This window comes from Anianabacter salinae, assembly GCF_019061145.1.
In the GTDB taxonomy this organism is placed as follows: Bacteria; Pseudomonadota; Alphaproteobacteria; order Rhodobacterales; family Rhodobacteraceae; genus Anianibacter; species Anianibacter salinarum.
Map to the genome: position 1 here is coordinate 105,885 of NZ_JAHQZS010000001.1, position 21,280 is coordinate 127,164.

Genomic DNA, 21,280 nt, shown 5'->3' on the forward strand with positions numbered 1-21,280 from the left:
GTCCCGGCCCCGGTCCAGAACCCGAACCTGAAGCCAAGATACCCGTCCGCAGATTCCCCTCTGCGGCCGGAGCCTGACGAAGGGACGAAAAAGATGTGGGATTACATGAAACTGGTGGTGCTGGGGCTGATCACGCTTCTGGCTGCGATCGCCGCCAACTACGCGCGGGACCTGGCATTCCAGGTTCACGCGGTCATCATCATGCTGACCGCGGGCGGCGTGTTCCTGTGGACGCTGCGGCGCACGGACGAGCCGGGGCAGGCGGTAGAGACCGGCTATCTTGACGGCGTGATCCGGGCAGGCGTCATCGCCACGGCCTTCTGGGGCATCGCGGGGTTTCTGGTCGGCACCTTCATCGCCTTCCAGCTGGCCTTTCCCGTGCTGAACTTCGACTGGGCGCAAGGCTACGCCAACTTTGGCCGCCTGCGACCGCTGCACACCTCGGCGGTGATCTTTGCCTTTGGCGGCAACGCGCTGATCTGCACGTCGTTCTATGTCGTGCAGCGCACCAGCGCGGCGCGGCTCTGGGGCGGCAACCTCGCGTGGTTCGTGTTCTGGGGCTATCAGCTGTTCATCGTGCTGGCGGCGACCGGATATCTGCTGGGCGCGACCCAGTCCAAGGAATACGCCGAGCCGGAATGGTACGTCGACATCTGGCTGACGCTGGTGTGGGTCGCCTACCTGGCGGTGTTCCTTGGAACGATCATCAAGCGCAAGGAACCCCACATCTACGTCGCGAACTGGTTCTACCTCTCGTTCATCGTGACCATCGCGATGCTGCACATCGTCAACAACCTGTCGCTGCCGGTGTCGATCTTCGGGTCAAAATCGGTGCAGGTCTTCGCCGGCGTGCAGGATGCCATGACCCAGTGGTGGTACGGCCACAACGCGGTCGGCTTCTTCCTGACGGCAGGCTTCCTGGGGATGATGTACTACTTCATCCCGAAACAGGCAGAGCGGCCGGTCTACAGTTACAAGCTGTCGATCATCCACTTCTGGGCGCTGATCTTCCTCTATATCTGGGCGGGCCCGCACCACCTGCACTACACCGCGCTGCCCGACTGGGCGTCGACGCTGGGCATGGTGTTCTCGATCATCCTGTGGATGCCAAGCTGGGGCGGAATGATCAACGGCCTGATGACCCTGTCGGGGGCCTGGGACAAGCTGCGCACCGACCCGGTGATCCGGATGATGGTGATCTCTGTCGGCTTCTACGGCATGTCGACCTTTGAAGGCCCGATGATGTCGATCCGCGCGGTCAACTCGCTGTCACATTACACCGACTGGACCATCGGCCACGTCCATTCCGGCGCGCTGGGCTGGAACGGCATGATAACCTTCGGGGCGCTCTACTTCCTTGTGCCGAAGCTGTGGAACCGCGAGCGGCTGTATAGCCTGCCCATGGTGTCCTGGCACTTCTGGCTCGCCACGATCGGCATCGTTCTCTACGCGGCGTCGATGTGGGTCACCGGCATCATGGAAGGCCTGATGTGGCGCGAAGTCGATGCGCAGGGGTTCCTGGTGAACTCCTTTGCCGACACCGTGGCCGCCAAGTTTCCGATGTATGTGGTGCGCGGGCTGGGCGGGGTCATGTACCTCGCCGGCGCTCTCATCATGGTCTACAACCTTTGGATGACCGTGCGGCGGTCCCCGGCGAAAGCCGAGGGTCCCGTCATGGCTCCGGCTGAATAGGGGGGCCGAGCAATGGCTACCGAAGACAAGAACCCGATGCCGAAGGGCGCCACGGGGCTGGGCGACCGGCCAAAGAGGAAAAGCATCCTCGACCGTCACAAGATCCTGGAAAAGAACGCCACGTTGCTTCTTGCCTGCTCGCTTCTGGTGGTGACCATCGGGGGGGCGGTGGAAATCGCCCCGCTGTTCTACCTGGAAAACACCATCGAAGAGGTGGACGGCGTGCGGCCCTACAGCCCGCTGGAACTGGCGGGGCGCGACATCTACGTCCGCGAGGGCTGCTATGTCTGCCACAGCCAGATGATCCGTCCGATGCGCGACGAGGTGGAACGCTACGGCCATTACTCGCTGGCGGCGGAATCGATGTATGACCATCCGTTCCAGTGGGGGTCCAAGCGAACGGGCCCCGATCTTGCCCGCGTCGGAGGCCGGTATTCCGACGAATGGCATGTCGACCACCTGGCCGACCCGCAGTTGGTGGTGCCGGAATCGGTGATGCCCAAGTATCGCTTCCTCGAAAACCGCCTGATCGACGGCAAGTACATCGAGGACTCGCTGCTGACGCACCGGGCGGTCGGTGTGCCCTACACCGACGAGATGCTGGAGAACGCGGTCGCTGACTTCCGCGTGCAGGCCGATCCCTTTGGCGACCATGACGGCCTGCTGGAACGGTATCCGAACGCACAGGTGCGCAACTTCGACGGGCAGCCGGGCATCTCCGAGACGGATGCGCTGATCGCCTACCTTCAGATGCTGGGCACGCTGGTCGATTTCTCGACCTTCATTCCAGACGCAAGCCGATAGGGGGCCGATATGGATTTCTATTCGCTCCTGCGGGAATTCGCGGACAGCTGGGTTCTGCTGGCGATGTTCCTGTTCTTTGGCGGTGTCGTCCTCTGGACGATCCGCCCCGGCAGCCGATCGGTGCATGACGATATCGCGGGCATTCCGTTCCGGCACGATGACACCCCCGCCGACGCCGTGGCGGACAACGAGGAGGCGCGGTGATGGCCAGGCAGCCTGAAAAGAAACAAGATCCCGAGACGACCGGCCACGAGTGGGACGGCATCGAGGAGTTGAACAACCCGTTGCCGCGCTGGTGGCTGTGGACCTTCTACGCCACGATCATCTGGGGCGTCGGTTATACCATCGCGTATCCGGCATGGCCGATGGTCAGCGGCGCCACGGCGGGCGTGCTGGGCTTCTCGACCCGCGCGCAGGTCGCGGAACAGATCTCCGAAGTCGAGGCGCGGAACGCCGCGCTCGAGACACAACTTGCAAGCGCCGACCTGACGACGATCTCTGCGAATGGCGGCGAGCTGTACAATTACGCGGTGCAGGGCGGGGCGGCGATCTTCCGCACCAACTGCTCGCAGTGCCACGGCTCCGGCGCGGCTGGGGCCAAGGGCTATCCGAACCTTCTGGATGACGCCTGGCTTTGGGGCGGGACGATCGAGGACATCCAGTACACCGTGACCCACGGCATCCGGAACGAGCAATCGCCCGATACCCGCTGGTCCGAGATGCCCGCTTTCGGGGCCGACGGCATCCTGTCGGACGAGGAAATCGGCGAGGTCGTGCAATATGTCCTGCAGATCTCGGGGCAAGGGCATGACGCGGCCCTCGCCGGTGCGGGTGAGACGCTGTTCCTCGACAACTGCGCGGCGTGTCACGGCGATGAGGGGCTGGGTGATGTCTATGTCGGCGCGCCCAACCTGACGGACGCAATCTGGCTCTATGGCGGCGATCCCGTGACCCTGACCGAGACCGTCACCAACGCGCGCTTCGGTGTCATGCCGGCCTGGTCCGAGGAATACCGCACGGCGGCAGGACTGACCGAGGCCGAGATCAACGCGGTCGCCACCTACGTCCACCAGTTGGGCGGCGGCGAATAGCGCACAGGCTCCGGCGGAGAGATCCGCCGGACGGCATCGGGCCCGGTTTCATGTTCGCGCGTCTGCCGGGACCGATGCCGAGTTATCCTTTCAGGGCCGTCCTTCGGGGCGGCCCTGATCCGTTTCGCGCACCGGGGCGCGCAGGCGGGGACGCTCGAAGATTTCGGCGCGGGTCGGGGTGTCGCGGCGCTCGAGGCGGGCGGCGATCATGTAGGTGTATGCGTAAGGATTTATCATCTCGGCGGCTCCTGCTACGGTTTTTCGATTGTCCTCATATTGCGCTTTACGTGCGTTTCTGCGACTCAGGAATTATTTGCATCTGTAAGCCTGGGTTACGCATGGCCTTGAAAGACCTTCCGCCGCTGTCCAGCCTGCGCGCCTTTGCTGCGCTGGCCGAGACGCGCAGCATGACCGAAGCGGGCGCGTCCCTGAACGTCAGTCATGCCGCGATCAGCCAGCAGGTGCGCGCGCTGGAGGCGCATCTTGGGCTCAAGCTGGTGATCCGCGACGGGCGGGGCATTGCGCTGACTGCACAGGGCGCACGGCTGGCCGAGACGGTGCGCGATGCGTTCCACGGGATCGGCGCCGAAATCGACGCGATGACTGGCGCCGATGCCGACCGTCCGCTCCAGATCACCACCACGCCGATGTTCGCGGCAAGCTGGCTGATGCCGCGCCTGTCGGATTTCCGCGAACGCCATCCCGAGATCGACCTGATGCTGAACCCCAGCGCGCAGCTTGTGCCGCTTGATCCCGGCGGGATCGACCTTGCCGTGCGCTATGGCAGCGGGCCATGGCCGGGGCTTCGATCGGAACTGCTCTTGCGCAGCCACTTCGTCATCGTCGCCTCGCGCAAGCTGGTGGGCGACCGCCAGATCGACGATCCGGGCGAGTTGGTGGGGATGCCCTGGCTTCAGGAATACGGCACCAACGAGGTGACCGACTGGCTGCGCCGACACGGCGTGACCGTCCGCCTGATGCGCGGCCTCACCCAGCTTCCCGGCAACCTGCTTCTGGACGCGCTGCGCGCGGGCAATGGCGTGGCCGCGACCACCCGCGCCTTTGTCGAGACGGACATCGCCTCGGGCGATGTGGTCGTGCTGTTCGAGGACGAAGACCCGACCAGCGGCTATCACATCGTGACCCGTCCGGGCGTGCTGCGACCCTCTGCCAAGGCGTTCGCGGCCTGGCTGCGGCGACAGCGAGAGGCTTGATCGCGGCGGCGAGAGCGGTCAAAGGGCGCGGTATGGCAAAGGTTCTGCTTATCTCGAACGGACACGGCGAGGACAACGACGCGGGCTTCATCATCGAAGCCTTGCGCCGGTTGCGCCCGGAGCTGGAACTGGCCGCGCTTCCCATCGTCGGGCAGGGCGCCGAATATCGCCGCCGGGACGTGCCGATCATCGGCCCCGTCGCCGACCTGCCGTCGGGCGGGTTCACCAAGACCAACCGCTTGCGACTGCTGGGCGATGCGGCGGGCGGGCTGGTCGGGCTCACCATAGGGCAGATCCGCGCGGCGCGGCGGCACCGGGCCGAGTTCGACCTGGTGCTGGGCATCGGCGACGGCGTGGCGCAAAGCTTTGCCGCGATCACCGGGCGGCCGTTCATCGCCTTCATCACGTCGCTGTCCGCGCTTTACGAGGATCATCTGACGCTGGAGCCGATCTTGCGGTGGGAAGTGCGGCGCGACCGGTGCCTTGCGCTTGTGACCCGCGATCTGTTCACCGCCCGGAACCTGACGGCGCAAGGATATGCCAAGGTGCGGTTCGGCGGCCTGCCGTCCACGGATTCCATCGTTCCCACGGGGCGCGACCTTGCGGTGCCCAAGGGCGCGCGCATGGTCGCGCTCTTGCCCGGATCGCGCCCGCCCGAGGCGGATCGCAACCTTGCGACGCTTCTGCGGCTGGCCGAGAAAGCGTCGGCGCTGCGCGGCGATCTGGCGTTCCGGGCCGCCCTGGTGCCGCGCCTGCGGGATCGTCTCGGGACGCTGGCCGAGGCCAGCGGCTGGGCGCTGGACGGCGACAGACTGACGCGGGGGGCCGCAACGGTCATCTGTCCGCCCGATGCCTTCGCCGACATCCTGACCCGGTCGGATGCCGTGGCGGCGATGGCAGGTCTGGCGGCCGAACAGGCGGTGGTGGCGGGCAAGCCGGTGATCCAGATCCCGGGAACGGGCCCGCAATACACCTGGAAATTCGCCGAGGCGCAGACGCGGCTTCTGGGCGTGAACGCGCGGCTTGTGGGCACGCGCGCGGCGGGCGACGCCGAGCTTGATCAGGCCGCGCGGCTGCTGTCGGAGACGCTGGACGATGCCGACTACCTTGCACGATGCGCGACCGAGGGGCCAAGGCGGCTGGGCACGCCGGGCGGCGCAGAGCGCATCGCGCGGATGGTCCTGGAGGTCCTCGATCGCGGGCGATTGGACGCGGATGACCTTGGGCAATTCGAGGCCTAGGAAAACCTGCGGCGCAGATACTTGATTCAGGTCAAGGAGCGCCCCGCACCGACCTGACAGAACACCCTCGACACTCCAGCCTTCAAGCGAGTCGAGATGAGTTCCTCAGAGACCCCCAGCCTGTATGCCGCCCGCGAACCGATCTTTCCAAGGCGGGTCTCGGGCAAGTTCCGCACCCTCAAATGGGTGCTGATGATCCTCACGCTTGGCATCTACTATGTCACGCCGTGGATCAGGTGGGACCGCGGCCCGAACCTGCCCGACCAGGCGGTTCTGGTCGACATGGCGAACCGGCGGTTCTTTTTCTTCTGGATCGAGATCTGGCCGCACGAGTTCTATTTCGTCGCGGGCCTTTTGATCATGGCGGGGCTTGGGCTGTTCCTGTTCACCTCGGCGCTGGGCCGGGTGTGGTGCGGATATGCTTGCCCGCAAACGGTCTGGACCGACCTTTACATCCTTGTGGAACGATGGATCGAGGGTGATCGCAACGCCCGCGTGCGCTTGTGGAACCAGAAGATGGGCCTGCGCAAGGCGCGGCTGCGGCTGACCAAGTGGGCTCTGTGGCTGTTGATCGGGCTGGCGACCGGCGGGGCCTGGGTGTTCTATTTCACCGACGCACCCACGCTGATGGCCAACCTTGTCACGCTGCAGGCGCACCCCGTCGCCTACACCACCATCGCCGTCCTGACCGCGACGACCTTTGTCTTTGGCGGCTTCATGCGCGAACAGGTCTGCATCTACATGTGCCCGTGGCCGCGCATCCAGGCCGCGATGATGGACGAGGAGACGCTGACCGTCGCCTACCGCGACTGGCGCGGAGAGCCGCGGGGCAAGCACCGCAAGGCGGAAGGCGCCGAGGCGCTGGGCGACTGCATCGACTGCAATGCCTGCGTTGCCGTCTGCCCGATGGGGATCGACATCCGCGACGGACAACAGATGGCCTGCATCACCTGTGCGCTGTGCATCGACGCCTGCGACGACGTGATGGCCAAGGTGGGCAAGCCGCGTGGCCTGATCGACTATATCGCGCTGTCGGACGAGAACCGCGAGCGGACGGGCGGCGCGCCGCGTCCGGTCTGGCGCCATGTGCTGCGCCCGCGCACGATCCTTTACACGGCGCTTTGGACTGCGGTTGGCGTCGGCCTTGTCGCCGCGCTGTTCATGCGATCCGATATCGACGTGACCGTTGCGCCGATCCGTAACCCGACCTTCGTCACCCTGTCGGACGGGTCGATCCGCAATGCCTATGATGTGCGGCTGCGCAACATGCACGCCGAAGAGCGGGTGTTCCGGCTGTCCGTCAAGGGCGATCCGGCGCTGCGGATCCAGATCGAGGGCACGCCCTACGAGACGGTGACCGTTGCCGCCGACGAAACGACGATGGCCCGCGTCTATGTCGTCGCGCCGCCCGCCTCTGGCCCGGCGCGCGCAGAAGCGACCGAGATCCGGTTCTGGGTGTCGGACAACGGCGGAGACGAACGCGCCTGGCGCGACAGCACCTTCAACGGGAGAGAGCAATGACCACCAAACCGCTGACGGGCCGCACCGTCCTGTTCATCGCCGTGTCGTTCTTCGGCGTCATCATCGCGGTCAATCTGACCATGGCGTTCAAGGCGGTCGGGACATTCCCGGGACTCGAGGTCAAGAACTCCTATGTCGCCAGCCAAAGCTTCGACGCCGAACGCGCCGCGCAGGAAGCCCTCGGATGGACGAGCGATCTGCGCTATTCGGACGGCCTTTTGCGCGTTGCCCTGACCGGCAAGGACGGCAAGCCGGTCGAGGCCGCTTCGATCATGGCGAACCTTGGACGCGCGACAGAGGCACGCGATGACCGGGTTCCGGGATTTGCGTTTGACGGCGCGGCCTATGTCGCGTCCGAGGCGCTGGATCGCGGCAACTGGGTCCTGCATGTCACCGCCACAGCCGCCGACGGCACGCCGTTCCGGCAGCGCCTGACGTTCAGCGTGGCGCCATGACCGCCGAGGCCCCCGGTTTCGCGGCCTGTCCGGCCTGCGCCGTCGCCCCTGCCGCGCGCGAGGCTGCCGCGCTTGGCGGCACCGGCGACAAACAGGTAATCCTGTCGCTGCCGAACATTCACTGTGCCGCCTGTATCTCGGGCGCAGAGCGGGCGCTGGCGGCAATGCCCGGCGTGCGCAAGGCGCGGGTGAACCTGACGCTGAAACGCGCGATCCTGGACACCGATAAGGCCGCCGAGGGCGCGGAGCTTGCCGCCGCCCTGACCCGCGCGGGATACGAGGCGCACGAACTTGACGCCGACACGTTGTCCGCGACGGGAACCGACCGGCACGGGCGCGACCTGCTGATGCGGCTGGGCGTCGCGGGCTTTGCCATGATGAACGTCATGCTCTTGTCGGTCGCCGTCTGGTCCGGCGCCACCGACGCGACGCGCGATCTGTTCCACTGGATCAGCGCCGCCATCGCGTTGCCGACAGTCGCCTTCTCGGCGCAGCCGTTCTTTGGCAGCGCCCTCGGCGCGCTGCGGGCCGGGCGGCTGAACATGGATGTGCCGATCTCGCTGGCGATCCTGCTGGCCGTGGCGATGTCGGTCTATGAAACCACCCAAAGCGGCGCGCATGCCTATTTCGACGCTGCGTTGTCGCTGACCTTTTTCCTGCTTGCGGGCCGGTATCTGGATCACCGCACCCGCAGCGTCGCGCGGTCCGCCGCGGGCGAGCTGGCCGCGCTGGAGGTGTCGCGCGCGCTGAAGCTGGTGGACGGCGAGGAACGCATGGTGCCGGTGGGCGAGATCGCGGCGGGCGACACGCTGCGGGTGCCGCCGGGTGCGCGGGTGCCTGTCGACGGCGCGGTGATGGTAGGCGCGTCCGAACTCGACCGCTCGCTTCTGACGGGGGAAAGCCTGCCGGTGGCCGTGGGGGCTGGCGATGCCGTCCATGCCGGAGAGGTCAACCTGACGGGTGTGCTGACACTGCGGGCGACCGCGGCGGCGCGCGATTCCGCGCTGAACCGGCTGGCCGATCTGGTGGCTGTCGCGGAAACCGCGCGCAACCGCTACACCTCGCTGGCGGACCGGGCGGCGCGCATCTATGCGCCCGCCGTGCATCTGCTGGCGCTTCTGGCGTTCCTTGGCTGGCTGGCCGCCAGCGGCGATGTGCGCCTGTCGCTGAACATCGCTGTTGCCGTGCTCATCATCACCTGCCCCTGCGCCCTGGGCCTAGCGGTGCCCGCCGTTGTCACGGCCGCATCGGGACGGCTGTTCCGGCAGGGCCTGCTCATCAAGAGCGCGACCGCGCTGGAACGACTGGCCGAGGCCGATACCGTCGTCTTCGACAAGACCGGCACCCTGACCGAAGGTGCGCCGCGCGTGAACAGCATCGCGCATCTGGACCGGGATGAACGGAGCGTGGCGCTGGCGTTGGCCGAAGGCTCGGCGCATCCGCTGGCCCGCGCACTGGCAGAGGCGCTGCGCGGTGCGGGCGTCCGGGCCGCTGCGCTGGACGATATCCGCGAGGTGCCCGGTGCAGGCGTCGAGGCGCGGCGCGGCGAAACGCTTGTGCGTCTGGGCCGGGCCGATTGGACCGGTGCCGAGACCGCCAGTTCCACGGCGACATACCTGCGCCTTGGCGATGCCGCGCCGCGCGCCATCCGCATGGTGGACCGCCTGCGGGATGGTGCAGCCGAAGCGGTGGCAGAGTTCCGCGCCCAAGGCATGCGGGTTATCCTGTTGTCCGGCGACACCGAAGGCGCCGTCGCGGCGCTGGCACGCGAGGTCGGGATTGACGATTGGCACGCATCGCAGCGCCCCGAGGACAAGGTCGCCGTGCTGGCAGCGCTGGCGGGCGAAGGCCGCCGCGTTCTGATGGTCGGCGACGGGCTGAACGACACGGCGGCACTGGCGGCGGCGCATGTGTCGATCTCGCCGGCGTCGGCGCTGGAGGCAACGCGCGTGGTGTCGGACATCGTGCTGACCGGCGCGTCGCTTGCTGTGCTGCCAGACGCCGTGCGCACCGCCCGCAAGGCGACGCGGCGCATCAAGGAGAACTTCGCCATCGCCGCGCTTTACAACGCGGTGGCGATCCCGATCGCGCTGGCGGGCTTTGCGACCCCGCTGATGGCGGCGCTGGCGATGTCCGGCTCTTCCATCTGCGTGTCGCTGAACGCGCTACGGCTGAGGTGATCCATGAACGTGCTTGCCTACCTGATCCCGGTGTCGCTGATCCTTGGACTGGTCGGATTGGCGGCGTTCTGGTGGACGCTGAAATCCGACCAGTACGACGACCCCGAAGGCGACAGCCACCGTATCCTGACCGACGACTGGGACGACGCGCCGCCGCCTTCCTAGTCGGCGCGCGCCCGCTCGATCAGGTCCAACACCTGCGGTCCAAGTGCCTGGACCATCAGCGCCACACCCTGCGCGCTGGGGTGAATGCCGTCGGATTGCATCAGGTCGCCCATCGTTGCGCCCTCGTCCACCGCCGCCTGAATGGGGCCGAGGAAATTGGTCGCCAGAAGCGCGTCGTAGCTTTGCGCTAGCTCTGCATACATCGCGTCGAAGTCGGCCTTGAACTCGGGGCCGTAGTTGCCGGGTGCGGACAGGCCGACCAGCATCGTCTCGACGCCCTTGGCCTCGGCAGCGGCAAGGATGCCGTCGAGGTTCTCGCGGCTCGACGCCGGATCGATGCCCCGCAAAAGGTCGTTGCCGCCAAGCGCCACGATCATCGCGTCCACGTCGCCCGTCAGCGTCCAGTCCACGCGCGCCAGCCCGCCGCGCGTGGTATCCCCCGAGACCCCCGCGTTCTGCACCACCACGTCGGCTCCCTGATCGGTAAGCCATGCCTGCAGCTGAGGCACGAACCCCTCTTCCTGCGGCAAGCCGTAGCCTTGGGTCAGACTGTCGCCAAGCGCGGCGATGGTGACCGTTTCGGCAGCAGCGAGGCCGGGAAGCATCACGATGACGCCAAGCGCCGCGATGCCGTGCTTGCGAACGGCGTGGCCCGCGCCATATGCCAAGTGACGCAACGACCGGAAGGCACGGCCCATGACGGATACGGTGATCTCTCTGCGCGATGCGCGGCTCTCGCTCGACGGCAATGCGGGGCGGGTGGACATCCTCAAGGGCATCACGCTGGACGTGGCGCGCGGGGAAACGGTGGGGCTGGTTGGGCCATCGGGGTCTGGCAAGTCGTCTCTCCTCATGCTTCTGGGCGGTCTTGACCGTGCGACGGGCGGCAGCGTGTCTGTCCTCGGTCAGGATCTGACTGCGATGGACGAAGACGCGCTGGCCCGGTTCCGCCGCAATCATATGGGGGTGGTGTTCCAGTCCTTCCACCTGATCCCGACGATGACGGCGCTTGAAAATGTCGCGACCCCGCTGGAACTGGCGGGCGCGCCGGACGCGTTCGAGCGTGCCGAGGCGGAATTGGCAGGCGTCGGCCTCAAGGACCGCACGCATCACTATCCCGCGCAGATGTCGGGCGGCGAGCAGCAGCGCGTGGCGCTGGCGCGCGCGGCGGCGATGCGGCCCGAGATCCTGCTGGCGGACGAACCCACCGGGAACCTCGATGCCGCGACGGGCGGGGCGATCATCGACATGCTGTTTGGCCTCAGCGAACGGCACGGATCGACGCTGGTGATGGTCACACACGCGCCCGACCTTGCGGCGCGCTGTGACCGGACGATCCGCCTGCGCGACGGGCTGATCGCGGCAAAGGACATGGCCGAGGCGGCGGAATGACGCTGCCCGTCCCGGTTCGGATCGCGCTGCGCGAGTTGCGCGGCGGCCTGCGCGGCTTTCGTGTGTTCCTTGCCTGCCTCGCGCTGGGCGTGGCGGCGATTGCCGCTGTCGGATCGGTTCGGGCAAGCATCGAACAGGGGCTGGCGCGGGAAGGCGCAGTGCTTTTGGGCGGCGATGCCGAGGTGGAACTGACCTATCGTTTCGCCACTGAGGAAGAACGCGCCTATTTCGACAGCCTCGCAACCCGCGTGTCCGAGGTGGTCGATTTCCGGTCCATGGCGACGGTGCAGGAGGGCGGCGAGACGCTGCGCGGACTGACGCAGATCAAGGGTGTCGACGGGGCCTATCCGCTTCTGGGCGAGGTTCAGCTTGATCCGCCGATGCCGTTGGATCAGGCGCTGGCGGGCGACAGCGCGGTGATGGACCGCGTGCTGATCGACCGGCTTGGTCTGGCGGTGGGCGACACGTTCCGGTTGGGGTCGAAGGACTTTACCCTGTCTGCCGTGCTGACGCGGGAACCCGACAACACCGTCGGCGGGCTGGAGCTTGGGCCGCGCACTCTGGTGCGCACCGAGGCGCTGGACGGATCAGGGCTATTGGCCACAGGCACGCTTTTCGAGAGCCAGTATCGGCTGAACCTGCCCGAGGGCGCGTCGCTGGACGAGTTGAAGCGCCAGACCGAGACCCGTTTCGAGGGGGCCGTGCGCTGGCGCGACAGCCGCAACGGCGCGCCGGGCGTGTCGCGCTTTGTGGACCGGCTGGGCGCATTCCTGGTGCTGGTCGGGCTGGCGGGGCTGGCCGTGGGCGGTGTCGGCGTATCGGCGGCGGTGACCGCCTACATCGACCGCAAGACCGCCGTGATCGCCACGCTCAAGACGCTGGGGGCCGAGACGCGGACGATCTTTGCCGTCTACGCGGTGCAGATCGGCTTGCTGACGCTGGCGGGGGTCGTGGTGGGCCTGATCCTTGGCGCGCTGGTGCCGATCGCGCTGGCCCCGGTGCTGGCCGATCAGCTGCCCGTGCCCGCAGAGATCAGCATCTACTGGCAACCCCTGGCCGAGGCGGCGCTGTACGGGCTTCTGGCGGCGGCGCTGTTCACGCTCTGGCCGCTGGCGCGGACGGAGCAGGTGCGCGCGGCGACGCTGTTCCGCGATGCGGGCGGGGCGGCGCAGGGCTGGCCGCGCCCGCGCTATATTCTTCTGTCGGTGATCCTGTTCGCCGCGCTCGTCGGCAGCGCGGCGCTGCTGTCCGGCGTACCAGACCTGACGCTTTGGGCGGCGGCAGGGATCGTCGGAGCCTTCTTCACACTGGTGCTGGCGGCGCGGCTGATCCGTCGGCTTGCCCGCCGGGCTGCGCGGTCGACTGCCGTGCGCGGGCGCTCTGCCTTGCGGCTGGCGCTAGGCTCTGTCGGCGGGCCCGGCAGCGAGGCGGTGTCGGTCGTCCTGTCGCTGGGGCTGGGCCTTACGGTGCTGGCCGCAGTCGGCCAGATCGACGCCAACCTGCGCGGCGCGATCCAGCGCGAGCTGCCGGACATCGCGCCGTCCTATTTCGTGGTCGACATCCAGAACGACCAGCTTGGCGGGTTCATGGACCGGGTGCAGAACGACCCCGGCGTCGAGAAGGTCGAAACCGCGCCGATGCTGCGCGGGGTCATCACGTCGGTCAACGGAACGCCCGCGCGCGACTTTGCGGATCATTGGGTGCTGCGCGGCGACCGGGGCGTGACCTATTCCGCAACGCCGGGGCCGAACACCACGATCACGGCGGGCGAATGGTGGCCAGAGGATTACGACGGCCCCAACCAGGTGAGTTTCGCCGCCGAGGAGGCAGCAGAGATCGGCCTGCAACTGGGCGACGAGATCACGGTGAACATCCTTGGCCGCGACATCAGCGCCACCGTGACCAGCTTTCGCGTCGTTGATTTCTCGACCGCGGGGATCGGGTTCGTCATGTCGATGAGCCCCAACGCCCTGGCGGGCGCGCCGCATACGTCCATCGCCACGATCTACGCCGAGCCAGAGGCCGAGGCGGCGCTGATCCGTGACATCGGGCAGGCCTATCCCAATATCACCATGATTCGCGTACGCGACGCCATCGACCGGGTGTCCGAGATCCTGGCGGGAGTTGCCGCCGCTGTCACCTACGGCGCACTTGCGACGCTTATCACCGGGTTGATCGTGCTGATCGGCGCGGCTGCAGCGGGCGAGAGGGCGCGCACCTACGAGGCGGCGATCCTCAAGACGCTGGGCGCGTCACGGCGCACCGTGCTGGTCAACTTCGCGCTGCGGTCCGCCATGTTCGGGCTGGCGGCGGGGATCGTGGCCATCGTCGCGGGCGGTGTCGCGGGCTGGGCCGTCACCACCTTCGTGATGGAGGCCGAATTCCGGTTCGAACCGGGATCGGCCATCGCCATCGTTGTGGGCGGCGCGGCGATGACGCTGCTGGCGGGTCTGGCCTTTGCCTGGCGTCCGCTGGCTGCGCGCCCGGCCCGGGTGCTGCGCGCCAGCGAATGACTTAGCCCCTTTCCTCCCGCCGGATCTCGCCGTGGTCGAGCACGGGGGACGCGTCGATCTGGTCGGCGCCCAGCATCGCCGCCACGCGTTCCAGCGCGGCGACGATCATCGACTGCTCCCAATCCTCCAGCGCCTCGAACTGTTTGACATAGCGCTGCTGAAGCGCGTCGGGGGCGCGGTCGATGGCGGCCCTGCCCTCGGGCGTCAGCGTCAGGTCGGTCTGCCTGCGGTCGCGCAGGGACCGTTCGCGCTGCACCAGGCCCTTGGCCTGAAGGCGGTCGATCAGAGCGGTGATCGTCGCCTGGCTGACGCCCATCCGGGTCGCGATGGCGGTGGGATTCGATATTCCGGTTTCAGCGATCACCTGAAGGACACGGATCTGCGCCGCCGTCAGGCCAGCCGCCCGCGCCAGTTCGCGTCCATAAAGTTCTGTCGCCCGCAGGATGCGCCTGATGGCGATGAGGCTCGTATCGGTCCGGTCCATCCGCGCTCCTGCATGATTTCCTTAGATTTCAGTGCATTTCCTGCAATCCGCAAGAAAAAACAACAATTATATGGAACTGAAGGGTAGAAGCCGCGTTGACATCGCGAAAGCTGCGTTTGGCATCGCAATAACAATCTGATAAACAACAAGAAACTAGAAAACTGCGCGATTTTGCTTAGCCGATTGAAATTTCGTATGGCTAAGTATATATCTTCCGCCGCGAGGCGACAGTCGCCAGACAAAACGAAGGAAGGCCGAAGGACATGCCGAAAGACACCGGCCCGATGAAAACCGATGGAATCACCTTCCGCGAACCGACCCACGAGGACGGCGCGGCGATTCACGAGCTGATTGCAAGCTGCCCTCCGCTCGATACCAACTCGCTCTACTGCAATCTCGTGCAGTGCGACCACTTCGCGGAAACCTGCGTCGTGGCCGAGCTTGAGGGCAAGATCGTCGGCTGGATCTCGGGGCATCTGGTTCCGAACGAGGACGCGGTCTTCGTGTGGCAGGTCGCCGTGGGCGAGGATGCCCGTGGCCGTGGCCTTGGCTACCGTATGCTGCGCAACCTTCTTCAGCGCGACGCCTGCAAGGACGTGACCGCGATGAAGACCACCATCACCGCTGACAACGCGGCGTCCTGGGCGCTTTTCACCCGGTTCGCCGACCGCGTCGGTGCAGAGCTTGACAGCGATCCGCATTACACCCGCGACGAACACTTCCGCGGGGCACATGCGACCGAGCACATGCTGACCATCAAGCTGGCCGCGCCCCTCAAGGCAGTCGCCTGAGGCGCGCGTCCGCCCCGCTCATCCAGACTTCAGCAACCCACGAGGTTTCCCATGACTGCTCAGACAGCAGACCATGCCATATTCGAACGTCGGGAATCCGAAGCGCGCAGCTATTGCCGCAGCTTCCCGACGTCCTTCACCAAGGCCCAAGGCTCGATCCTGACCGATGCGTCGGGGCGTGAATACATCGACTTTCTTGCCGGGTGCTCGTCGCTCAACTACGGACACAACGATCCCGACATGAAGGCGGCGCTGATCGAACATATCCAGGCCGACGGTATCACCCACGGCCTCGACATGTTCACCGACACCAAGGCCGAGTTCCTGCAGGCGTTTGAGGACAAAATCCTCAAACCGCGCGGGATGGACCACAAGGTGATGATGACCGGCCCAACGGGCACCAACGCCGTCGAGGCCGCGATGAAGCTGGCGCGCAAGGTGACGGGGCGCAAGAACATCATCGCCTTCACCAACGGCTTTCACGGCATGACGCTGGGCGCGCTCGCGTGCACCGGCAACCAAGGCAAGCGTGACGGCGCAGGCACCGGCGCACCGCTGTGCGGCACGTCGCGGATGCCCTATGACGGCGCGTTCGGCGACGATGTCGATACGCTGAAACAGATCGAGATCATGCTCGACAACCCGTCCTCGGGCGTCGACACCCCCGCCGCGTTCATCGTCGAGCCTGTGCAGGGCGAAGGCGGTCTGAACGCCGCGTCGCGTGAGTGGCTGGAAGGCATCTCGCGCCTCGCCAAGAAGCACGGCGCGATGCTGATCATCGACGACATCCAGTCGGGCTGTGGCCGGACCGGCACGTTCTTTTCCTTCGAAGACTGGGACGTCGACGCCGACATGATTACCATGGCCAAGTCGTTCAGCGGCATGGGCCTGCCCTTTGCCGCGCTTCTCATCAAGCCAGAGCATGACATCTGGAAGCCCGCCGAGCACAACGGCACCTTCCGGGGCAATACCCATGCCTTCGTGACCGCCCGCGTTGCGATCGAGAAGTTCTGGTCGGACGACACCTTTCAGTCCGCCGTGCAGCGCAAGGCAAAGCTGGTCGAAGACCGTTTCAAGGCGATTGCCGATTTCCTGCCCGGCGCCTCGCTCAAGGGGCGCGGCATGATGCGCGGCATCGACGTCGGTTCCGGCGATCTGGCCGGTGACATCTGCGCCAAGGCGTTCGACAATGGCCTGATCATCGAGACGTCGGGCGCGCATGACGAGGTGGTCAAATTCCTCGGTGCGCTGACGACCCCCGATGACGTGCTGAACAAGGGCTTCGATATCCTCGAAGCCGCTGCGCGCGAATGCGCCCAGAACCACAAGATTGCTGCGGAGTAACACGAATGATCGTTCGCGATTTCAACAAGCTGAAGAACACCGACCGCTCCGTTTCGGATGCGAAATGGAACTCGGTCCGAATGCTGCTGGCCGATGACGGAATGGGTTTCTCGTTCCACATCACGACCATCCAGGGCGGGTCAGAGCATACGTTCCACTACAAGAACCACTTTGAGAGCGTCTATTGCATCTCGGGGCGCGGCAACATCACCGACCTCGCCACCGGCCAGATCCACGAGATCAAGCCAGGCGTGATGTATGCGCTCGACCAGCACGACAAGCATGTCCTGCGGGCCGAAGAGGAACTGATCCTTGCGTGCTGCTTCAACCCGCCGGTGACCGGCAACGAAGTGCACCTTGAAGACGGCTCTTACGCCGCCGCAGAAGCCTAATTGACAGGAGGCGCGCCGGGGTTGCCCGGCGCGAAACCCATGGGACAAACCCGCAAACACCACACGGTCGAAAAGATCGGCGGCACGTCGATGAGCCGCTCGCGCGAGCTTCTCGATGCGCTGTTCGTCGGCGACCGGAATGACGAACAGATCTACAACCGGATTTTCGTCGTCTCGGCCTATGGCGGCATCACCAACCTGCTGCTTGAGGACAAGAAATCCGGCGAGCCCGGCGCCTTCGGGCTGTTCGCCAATGCCGACAACGATCACGGCTGGATGGACGCGCTGTCCACCGCCGCGCAGGCGATGGGCGAGGCGCATCGCACTGTCCTAGACCACCCCGCCGACATCAAGGACGCCGACGACTTCGTCCGTGACCGGATCGAGGGCGCGCGGTCCTGCCTGATCGACCTGCAGCGGCTGTGTTCCTACGGGCATTTCCGGCTGAGCCAGCACATGGACCAGACGCGCGAGCTCTTGTCGGGACTGGGCGAGGCGCATTCGGCCTATGTCACCGTCCTGCTGCTCAAGCGGAATGGCGTGAACGGGCGCTATGTCGATCTGTCGGGTTGGCGGGACGAGGGCGACTATACGCTCGAGGACCGCATCGTCGAAGGGCTGCGCGAAGTCGACTTCACCAGCGAGTTGCCCATCGTCACCGGCTATGCCCAGTGCAACGAAGGCCTGATGCGTGAATTCGACCGGGGCTATTCCGAGGTCACGTTCAGCCGCATCGCCGCCCTGACCGGCGCGGGCGAGGCGATCATCCACAAGGAATTTCACCTGTCTTCCGCCGACCCCAAGCTGGTGGGCGCGGACAACGTGGTGAAGCTGGGGCACACCAACTACGACGTGGCCGACCAGCTGTCGAACATGGGGATGGAGGCGATCCACCCCAAGGCGGCCAAGGTGCTGCGCCAGGCGGGCATTCCCTTGCGCGTCACCAATGCCTTCGAGCCGGAAGACCCCGGCACGCTGATCGACGACAAACCCACCGACGCCCCGCGCGTCGAGATGGTCACGGGCATCGGCGTCTATGCGCTTGAGTTGTTCGAACAGGACATGGTCGGCGTGAAGGGTTACGACGCCACGGTGCTTGACGTGCTGACGCGCCACAACGTGCGGATCGTGTCGAAAAGCTCGAACGCGAACACCATCACGCATTACGTCGATGCCCCGCTCAAGCTGGTGCGCCGGGTCGAGAACGACCTGGAACGGAAGTATCCAAGCGCCACGCTGAACGTGCGCAACCTTGGTGTCGTCGCCGCGATCGGACGCGATCTGGCGGGGCTCAAGGTGATGATGCGGGGCCTTCAGGCGCTGGATGCGGCGGGGATCTATCCCGTGGGCATGCAGCAAACGTCGCGCACGGTGGACGCGCAGTTCATCGTTCCGCGTGACCAGATGGACCATGCAATCAAGGTTCTGCACCAGGCGCTTGTCGAGAAGCTTGAGACTGCAGCAGAGGTCAAGGCAGCCTGACGGAAGCCATTTCGGTCACGATAGAGGAGCGGTGCCGGATCGGCGCCGCCCCTTTGTCATGAAGCCTTCAGGATCGCGCTGGGATCGACGAGGAACCGCTCGGACAGCGGCAGGCTGGCAGCGCCCAGCGCGCGCGCATCAGGGCCAACCGTCGCCTCGCGCACGTCGGGCGGGATGATGCCGGCAAGGTTGATGCTTTCGAGGCACGTCCTGATGCGGGCGACCAGATCGCGGCGCATCTGCGCGGGCAGCCAGCCGTCGACCAGCACCGCGCGAAAGTCGATCACCGACGAGGCAGATGCGATGGCGTAAGCGATCCCCGACGCCGCGCGGTCCAGCCAGCGGTTCATGATCGCAGGATCGACCGCCCAGCCATCCGGCGACTGCCACAGCGCCTCGCTGTCACCGTCGGCGGCGCGGATCGCTTCCTCGAGCTGCTGGAGAGACGCGACGTCGATCAGTTGCACCGTGCCGCCGCTCGGTCCCGGCACGGGCAGGGTGCCAAGCGCGCCCGCATTGCCGGTCACCCCGGTGTAGAGACTGCCGTTCAGGACCACGCCGCCGCCGATGAAGTAGCCAAGGTAGAAATACAGGAACTCGCGCACGTCCACGTCCGAGCCGAACACGACCTCTGCCCCGCAGGCGGCGGACGCGTCGTTCTGCAGATACACCGGCCAGTCGCACAGCGCGGCGATCTCTGCGCGGATGTCGACCTCGCGCCAGGCGGCCATGGCAGAGGCGGGGACGTTGATCGTGCGGGCCCAGTCCCAGATCTGGAACGGCATGGCGATCCCGACGCCCGAAATCCGCAGACGGTCGGCGGGCGACAATTGCCCGGCCAGCTGGTCGAGGCCCGCGCGCATGAAGGTCACGGTGCTTTCGGGGGTCGGAAAACGGTGAGTCGCGTGGACCCGGCCGAGGACGGTTCCCAGGAAGTTCGTCAGGATCAATTCGGCGCTGCGCCGCCCGATCTTGAGGCCGAAGAAAAAGGCGCCATCCTCGGCAAGACGCATCGGCACGGATGGTTGTCCGACCTTGCCGCGCACCGGATCGCCCTTGAGGAGCAAACCGTCCGATTCCAGCGAGCGCATGATGACGGACACGGTCTGCGCGGACAGCCCGGTAATCCGCGCGATGTCGGATTTCGACAGCGGGCCGCGTTGCCGCAGGATCGACAGGACCAGCCGTTCGTTATACGCGCGCATGCCGCTCTGGTTCGAGCCGCGCAGGCCCGGTGCGGCATCGAATATGGGCAGTCCCTCGGGGGTCATCGCACGTCTCCTTGCGCCACGATGACCTAACTCTGCCGAAGTGTCAGCCCCTTCGTCAATGATAAATCAGAGTGATTTATTTATTGACAGCAAGCCGCGATTCGCAGTTCATACTCCCAAGGGGTGCCCGGTGCAGGAGGCGCCGGCCCCCTGGGCGGTCAGGGCCGTCCAGCGTCGCTAACGGGAGGAAATTCTAGTGACCAACACATTCAAGACCGCGCTCATGGGCGCAACCATTCTGGGCAGCTTCGCCGTTGCCGGATCGGCCATGGCCGCAGCGCATGGCGTCAGCGCCTGCCTCATCACCAAGACCGACACCAACCCCTTCTTCGTGAAGATGCGCGAAGGTGCCGAGGCCAAGGCCGCAGAGCTTGGCATCACGCTGAACAGCTACGCAGGCAAGATCGACGGCGACAACGAAACCCAGGTCGCGGCCATCGAGACCTGCATCGCCAATGGTGCCAAGGGCATCCTGCTGACCGCCTCCGACACCTCGGGCATCGTTCCTTCGGTGCGGCAGGCGCGCGATGCGGGCATCCTTGTCATCGCGCTCGACACCCCGCTCAGCCCTCTTGAAGCCGCCGACATGACCTTTGCCACCGACAACTTCCTTGCGGGAGAGCTGATCGGCAAATGGGCCGCCGCCAAGCTGGGCGACGCCGCAGCCGATGCCAAGATCGGCATGCTCGACCTCGCCATCAGCCAGCCGACTGTCGGCGTGCTGCGCGACCAGGGCTTTCTGCAGGGCTTTGGCATCGAACTGGGTGACCCGAACATGTGGGGCGACGAGGAAGACCCGCGCATCGTCGGCAACGACGTGACCGCAGGCAACGAAGAAGGCGGGCGCACCGCGATGGAAAACCTGCTGGCGCAGGACCCGATGATCAACGTGGTCTACACCATCAACGAACCCGCCGCCGCCGGTGCCTACGAGGCGCTGAAATCCATCGGACGTGAGAACGACGTGCTGATCGTGTCGGTCGACGGCGGTTGCCCCGGCGTGCAGAACGTCGCCGACGGTGTCATCGGCGCGACCTCGCAGCAGTATCCGCTGCTGATGGCGTCCAAGGGCATCGAGGCGATCGCAGCCTTCGCCGCAGACGGCACCAAGCCCGCAGCGACCGACGGCAAGAACTTCTTCGACACCGGCGTCGCGCTTGTCACCGACCAGCCTGCCGATGGCGTCGAGTCGATCTCGGTGGCCGAGGGTATGGATCTCTGCTGGGGCTAAGCCTCATGGGGCGCCGG

Annotated in this window: 21 protein-coding genes; 17 read left to right on the forward strand and 4 right to left on the reverse strand. The window is 66.1% G+C overall.

What is annotated here, in order from left to right:
• The first annotated feature begins 93 nt into the window (after positions 1 to 93).
• The 4 genes from ccoN to ccoP are packed head-to-tail and all read left to right on the forward strand — an operon-like array spanning position 94 to position 3,587.
• Positions 94 to 1,692 (forward strand): cytochrome-c oxidase, cbb3-type subunit I, encoded by a 1,599-nt coding sequence (gene ccoN, locus KTJ87_RS00555; protein WP_267137116.1) that lies wholly within the window; start codon positions 94 to 96, stop codon positions 1,690 to 1,692.
• A 36-nt stretch (positions 1,693 to 1,728) separates the two neighbouring features.
• A complete protein-coding gene (ccoO, locus tag KTJ87_RS00560) occupies positions 1,729 to 2,496 on the forward strand; it encodes a cytochrome-c oxidase, cbb3-type subunit II (RefSeq protein ID WP_267137905.1) in 768 nt (255 codons plus the stop codon).
• Between the two features lie 9 nt (positions 2,497 to 2,505).
• The gene (locus KTJ87_RS00565; RefSeq protein WP_267137117.1) at positions 2,506 to 2,700 is read left to right on the forward strand and encodes a cbb3-type cytochrome c oxidase subunit 3; all 195 of its coding nucleotides are present in this window, start codon (positions 2,506 to 2,508) and stop codon (positions 2,698 to 2,700) included.
• Positions 2,700 to 3,587, forward strand: a complete 888-nt coding sequence (gene ccoP / locus KTJ87_RS00570; RefSeq protein ID WP_267137118.1) for a cytochrome-c oxidase, cbb3-type subunit III — start codon at positions 2,700 to 2,702, stop codon at positions 3,585 to 3,587. Before KTJ87_RS00565 ends, ccoP begins: the two co-directional genes overlap by 1 nt.
• A 90-nt stretch (positions 3,588 to 3,677) precedes the next feature.
• On the opposite strand, the gene KTJ87_RS00575 is transcribed toward ccoP, so the two are convergent.
• Positions 3,678 to 3,824, reverse strand: a complete 147-nt coding sequence (locus tag KTJ87_RS00575; protein WP_267137119.1) for a hypothetical protein — start codon at positions 3,822 to 3,824, stop codon at positions 3,678 to 3,680.
• Between the two features lie 101 nt (positions 3,825 to 3,925).
• Here KTJ87_RS00575 and KTJ87_RS00580 point away from each other — a divergent pair, with 101 nt between their 5' ends.
• The 6 genes from KTJ87_RS00580 (at position 3,926) to ccoS (ending at position 10,363) form a co-directional block, all read left to right on the forward strand.
• A complete protein-coding gene (locus tag KTJ87_RS00580; protein ID WP_267137120.1) occupies positions 3,926 to 4,801 on the forward strand; it encodes a LysR family transcriptional regulator in 876 nt (291 codons plus the stop codon).
• A 32-nt stretch (positions 4,802 to 4,833) separates the two neighbouring features.
• Positions 4,834 to 6,042 (forward strand): lipid-A-disaccharide synthase-related protein, encoded by a 1,209-nt coding sequence (locus KTJ87_RS00585; RefSeq protein WP_267137121.1) that lies wholly within the window; start codon positions 4,834 to 4,836, stop codon positions 6,040 to 6,042.
• A 96-nt stretch (positions 6,043 to 6,138) separates the two neighbouring features.
• A complete protein-coding gene (gene ccoG / locus KTJ87_RS00590; RefSeq protein ID WP_267137122.1) occupies positions 6,139 to 7,563 on the forward strand; it encodes a cytochrome c oxidase accessory protein CcoG in 1,425 nt (474 codons plus the stop codon).
• On the forward strand, positions 7,560 to 8,018 hold the full coding sequence (locus tag KTJ87_RS00595; protein WP_267137123.1) for a FixH family protein: 459 nt from the start codon (positions 7,560 to 7,562) through the stop codon (positions 8,016 to 8,018). The genes ccoG and KTJ87_RS00595 overlap by 4 nt, the downstream gene beginning before the upstream one ends.
• Positions 8,015 to 10,198 carry a heavy metal translocating P-type ATPase gene (locus tag KTJ87_RS00600; RefSeq protein WP_267137124.1) on the forward strand — a complete coding sequence of 728 codons (2,184 nt, stop codon included), beginning with the start codon at positions 8,015 to 8,017 and terminating at the stop codon, positions 10,196 to 10,198. The genes KTJ87_RS00595 and KTJ87_RS00600 overlap by 4 nt, the downstream gene beginning before the upstream one ends.
• A gap of 3 nt (positions 10,199 to 10,201) precedes the next feature.
• Positions 10,202 to 10,363 (forward strand): cbb3-type cytochrome oxidase assembly protein CcoS, encoded by a 162-nt coding sequence (ccoS, locus tag KTJ87_RS00605; protein ID WP_267137125.1) that lies wholly within the window; start codon positions 10,202 to 10,204, stop codon positions 10,361 to 10,363.
• On the opposite strand, the gene KTJ87_RS00610 is transcribed toward ccoS, so the two are convergent.
• Positions 10,360 to 11,061 carry an arylesterase gene (locus KTJ87_RS00610; RefSeq protein WP_407650436.1) on the reverse strand — a complete coding sequence of 234 codons (702 nt, stop codon included), beginning with the start codon at positions 11,059 to 11,061 and terminating at the stop codon, positions 10,360 to 10,362. The genes ccoS and KTJ87_RS00610 overlap by 4 nt on opposite strands.
• Between KTJ87_RS00610 and KTJ87_RS00615 the strand changes: the two genes are divergently transcribed.
• Entirely contained in the window at positions 11,060 to 11,755 is a 696-nt protein-coding gene (locus KTJ87_RS00615; protein WP_267137126.1) for an ABC transporter ATP-binding protein, read from the forward strand. The genes KTJ87_RS00610 and KTJ87_RS00615 overlap by 2 nt on opposite strands.
• Complete coding sequence (locus KTJ87_RS00620) at positions 11,752 to 14,268, forward strand: ABC transporter permease (protein ID WP_267137127.1); 2,517 nt, start codon at positions 11,752 to 11,754, stop codon at positions 14,266 to 14,268. The genes KTJ87_RS00615 and KTJ87_RS00620 overlap by 4 nt, the downstream gene beginning before the upstream one ends.
• A gap of 1 nt (position 14,269) precedes the next feature.
• Here KTJ87_RS00620 and KTJ87_RS00625 read toward each other — a convergent pair whose 3' ends face one another.
• On the reverse strand, positions 14,270 to 14,752 hold the full coding sequence (locus KTJ87_RS00625; RefSeq protein ID WP_267137128.1) for a MarR family winged helix-turn-helix transcriptional regulator: 483 nt from the start codon (positions 14,750 to 14,752) through the stop codon (positions 14,270 to 14,272).
• Between the two features lie 263 nt (positions 14,753 to 15,015).
• On the opposite strand from KTJ87_RS00625, the gene ectA reads away from it, so the two are divergent.
• The 4 genes from ectA to KTJ87_RS00645 are packed head-to-tail and all read left to right on the forward strand — an operon-like array spanning position 15,016 to position 18,761.
• Positions 15,016 to 15,543 carry a diaminobutyrate acetyltransferase gene (ectA, locus tag KTJ87_RS00630; protein ID WP_407650437.1) on the forward strand — a complete coding sequence of 176 codons (528 nt, stop codon included), beginning with the start codon at positions 15,016 to 15,018 and terminating at the stop codon, positions 15,541 to 15,543.
• 51 nt (positions 15,544 to 15,594) lie between these two features.
• Positions 15,595 to 16,887: a diaminobutyrate--2-oxoglutarate transaminase gene (gene ectB, locus KTJ87_RS00635; protein WP_267137130.1), complete on the forward strand. Its 1,293-nt coding sequence runs from the start codon at positions 15,595 to 15,597 to the stop codon at positions 16,885 to 16,887.
• A gap of 5 nt (positions 16,888 to 16,892) precedes the next feature.
• Positions 16,893 to 17,279: an ectoine synthase gene (locus tag KTJ87_RS00640; RefSeq protein WP_267137131.1), complete on the forward strand. Its 387-nt coding sequence runs from the start codon at positions 16,893 to 16,895 to the stop codon at positions 17,277 to 17,279.
• A gap of 39 nt (positions 17,280 to 17,318) precedes the next feature.
• Positions 17,319 to 18,761 carry an aspartate kinase gene (locus KTJ87_RS00645; protein ID WP_267137132.1) on the forward strand — a complete coding sequence of 481 codons (1,443 nt, stop codon included), beginning with the start codon at positions 17,319 to 17,321 and terminating at the stop codon, positions 18,759 to 18,761.
• A 56-nt stretch (positions 18,762 to 18,817) separates the two neighbouring features.
• Here the strand turns inward: KTJ87_RS00645 and KTJ87_RS00650 are convergent, their stop codons facing one another.
• Complete coding sequence (locus KTJ87_RS00650) at positions 18,818 to 20,032, reverse strand: ROK family transcriptional regulator (protein ID WP_267137133.1); 1,215 nt, start codon at positions 20,030 to 20,032, stop codon at positions 18,818 to 18,820.
• Positions 20,033 to 20,255: 223 nt separating this feature from the next.
• Between KTJ87_RS00650 and KTJ87_RS00655 the strand changes: the two genes are divergently transcribed.
• Positions 20,256 to 21,263, forward strand: coding sequence for a sugar ABC transporter substrate-binding protein (locus KTJ87_RS00655; protein WP_407650464.1), 1,008 nt, complete (start codon positions 20,256 to 20,258; stop codon positions 21,261 to 21,263).
• The last annotated feature ends 17 nt before the right edge of the window (positions 21,264 to 21,280 follow it).

What these genes read in the sequence shown, in the direction of transcription:
- ectB (WP_267137130.1), top strand. Translation starts at nt 15,595, where the DNA reads ATGACTGCTCAGACAGCAGACCATGCCATATTCGAACGTCGGGAATCC.
- KTJ87_RS00610 (WP_407650436.1), bottom strand. Translation starts at nt 11,061, where the DNA reads ATGGGCCGTGCCTTCCGGTCGTTGCGTCACTTGGCATATGGCGCGGGC.
- KTJ87_RS00615 (WP_267137126.1), top strand. Translation starts at nt 11,060, where the DNA reads ATGACGGATACGGTGATCTCTCTGCGCGATGCGCGGCTCTCGCTCGAC.
- KTJ87_RS00655 (WP_407650464.1), top strand. Translation starts at nt 20,256, where the DNA reads ATGGGCGCAACCATTCTGGGCAGCTTCGCCGTTGCCGGATCGGCCATG.
- KTJ87_RS00645 (WP_267137132.1), top strand. Translation starts at nt 17,319, where the DNA reads ATGGGACAAACCCGCAAACACCACACGGTCGAAAAGATCGGCGGCACG.
- KTJ87_RS00585 (WP_267137121.1), top strand. Translation starts at nt 4,834, where the DNA reads ATGGCAAAGGTTCTGCTTATCTCGAACGGACACGGCGAGGACAACGAC.
- ccoN (WP_267137116.1), top strand. Translation starts at nt 94, where the DNA reads ATGTGGGATTACATGAAACTGGTGGTGCTGGGGCTGATCACGCTTCTG.
- KTJ87_RS00595 (WP_267137123.1), top strand. Translation starts at nt 7,560, where the DNA reads ATGACCACCAAACCGCTGACGGGCCGCACCGTCCTGTTCATCGCCGTG.
- KTJ87_RS00600 (WP_267137124.1), top strand. Translation starts at nt 8,015, where the DNA reads ATGACCGCCGAGGCCCCCGGTTTCGCGGCCTGTCCGGCCTGCGCCGTC.
- ectA (WP_407650437.1), top strand. Translation starts at nt 15,016, where the DNA reads ATGCCGAAAGACACCGGCCCGATGAAAACCGATGGAATCACCTTCCGC.
- KTJ87_RS00640 (WP_267137131.1), top strand. Translation starts at nt 16,893, where the DNA reads ATGATCGTTCGCGATTTCAACAAGCTGAAGAACACCGACCGCTCCGTT.
- ccoG (WP_267137122.1), top strand. Translation starts at nt 6,139, where the DNA reads ATGAGTTCCTCAGAGACCCCCAGCCTGTATGCCGCCCGCGAACCGATC.
- KTJ87_RS00625 (WP_267137128.1), bottom strand. Translation starts at nt 14,752, where the DNA reads ATGGACCGGACCGATACGAGCCTCATCGCCATCAGGCGCATCCTGCGG.
- ccoP (WP_267137118.1), top strand. Translation starts at nt 2,700, where the DNA reads ATGGCCAGGCAGCCTGAAAAGAAACAAGATCCCGAGACGACCGGCCAC.
- KTJ87_RS00650 (WP_267137133.1), bottom strand. Translation starts at nt 20,032, where the DNA reads ATGACCCCCGAGGGACTGCCCATATTCGATGCCGCACCGGGCCTGCGC.
- KTJ87_RS00620 (WP_267137127.1), top strand. Translation starts at nt 11,752, where the DNA reads ATGACGCTGCCCGTCCCGGTTCGGATCGCGCTGCGCGAGTTGCGCGGC.
- ccoS (WP_267137125.1), top strand. Translation starts at nt 10,202, where the DNA reads ATGAACGTGCTTGCCTACCTGATCCCGGTGTCGCTGATCCTTGGACTG.
- KTJ87_RS00580 (WP_267137120.1), top strand. Translation starts at nt 3,926, where the DNA reads ATGGCCTTGAAAGACCTTCCGCCGCTGTCCAGCCTGCGCGCCTTTGCT.
- KTJ87_RS00575 (WP_267137119.1), bottom strand. Translation starts at nt 3,824, where the DNA reads ATGATAAATCCTTACGCATACACCTACATGATCGCCGCCCGCCTCGAG.
- ccoO (WP_267137905.1), top strand. Translation starts at nt 1,729, where the DNA reads ATGCCGAAGGGCGCCACGGGGCTGGGCGACCGGCCAAAGAGGAAAAGC.
- KTJ87_RS00565 (WP_267137117.1), top strand. Translation starts at nt 2,506, where the DNA reads ATGGATTTCTATTCGCTCCTGCGGGAATTCGCGGACAGCTGGGTTCTG.